The organism is Cupriavidus sp. IK-TO18 (assembly GCF_015549295.1).
Classification (GTDB): Bacteria; Pseudomonadota; Gammaproteobacteria; order Burkholderiales; family Burkholderiaceae; genus Cupriavidus; species Cupriavidus oxalaticus_A.
The window spans coordinates 1-1471 of the sequence record NZ_JADGMP010000063.1 but is presented as its reverse complement, the minus strand read 5'-3'; the positions used below and the strand labels follow the sequence as shown (position 1 = coordinate 1471).

Annotated in this window: 1 protein-coding gene; it reads right to left on the bottom strand. The window is 66.8% G+C overall.

The genetic code is table 11. The annotated features are described in order from the left end of the window. Nucleotides 1-1471: carboxyl transferase domain-containing protein (locus tag IPF36_RS33960; RefSeq protein WP_195432327.1), on the bottom strand; the 1471-nt coding region annotated here is incomplete at both ends.

Sequence of the window (1471 nt, the reverse complement as noted above, 5' to 3'; positions counted from 1 at the left end):
TACATGCGGAACACGCCGAATTTCATGTCCTCGATCGGCGCGTTCAGGCTGGCCGACAGGCCCAGCCCCAGCACCGTGCGCGTCTGCGCGGGATCGATCACGCCGTCGTCCCACAGCCGCGCGCTGGCGTAGTACGGGTGGCCCTGGTGCTCGTACTGGTCGCGGATCGGCTGCTTGAACGCATCCTCTTCCTCCGCGCTCCACTTGCCGCCTTTCGCTTCGATACCATCGCGGCGCACCGTCGCCAGCACGCTCGCCGCCTGCTCGCCGCCCATCACCGAGATGCGCGCGTTCGGCCACATCCACAGGAAGCGCGGCGAATAGGCACGCCCGCACATGCCGTAGTTGCCGGCCCCGAACGAGCCGCCGATGATCACCGTGAACTTGGGCACCTGCGCCGTCGCCACCGCGGTCACCATCTTGGCGCCATTGCGGGCGATGCCTTCGTTCTCGTACTTGCGCCCCACCATGAAGCCGGTGATGTTCTGCAGGAACACCAGCGGGATCTTGCGCTGGCAGCACAACTCGATAAAGTGCGCGCCCTTCAGCGCCGACTCCGAGAACAGGATGCCGTTGTTGGCGACGATGCCGACCGGGTAGCCCCAGATGCGCGCAAAGCCGCACACCAGCGTGGTGCCGTAGCGCGCCTTGAATTCGTCGAACTCGGAGCCGTCGACGATGCGCGCGATTACCTCGCGCACGTCATAGGGCTTGCGCGTGTCGGTGGGGATCACGCCATACAGTTCTTCCACCGCGTACAGCGGCTCGACCGGCTCGTGCAGGCGGATCTGGTCCGGCTTGCGGCGGTTCAGGTGCTGCACGATATTGCGCGCCAGGCTCAGCGCGTGGTGGTCGTTCTGCGCGAAGTAGTCGGCCACGCCGGACAGGCGCGTATGCACGTCGGCGCCGCCCAGGTCCTCGGCGCTCACCTCCTCGCCGGTGGCGGCCTTCACCAGCGGCGGGCCGCCCAGGAAGATAGTGCCCTGGTTCTTGACGATGATCGACTCGTCGCTCATCGCCGGCACGTACGCGCCGCCGGCGGTGCACGAGCCCATCACCACCGCGATCTGCGGGATGCCCTGCTTGGACAGGTTGGCCTGGTTGTAGAAGATGCGGCCGAAGTGGTCGCGGTCGGGGAACACGTCGTCCTGGTTGGGCAGGTTGGCGCCGCCGGAATCGACCAGGTAGATGCACGGCAGGTTGTTCTGCTCGGCGATCTCCTGCGCGCGCACATGCTTCTTGACCGTCATCGGATAATACGTGCCGCCCTTGACGGTGGCGTCGTTGCAGACGATCACGCACTCCTGCCCGGCCACGCGGCCGATACCGGTGATGATGCCCGCGCCCGGCGCGGCATCGTCATACATGTCGTAGGCGGCAAGCTGCGACAGCTCCAGGAACGGCGTGCCCGGGTCGAGCAGTTGCTGCACGCGGTCGCGCGGCAGCAGCTTGCCGCGCGACAGGTGCTTGT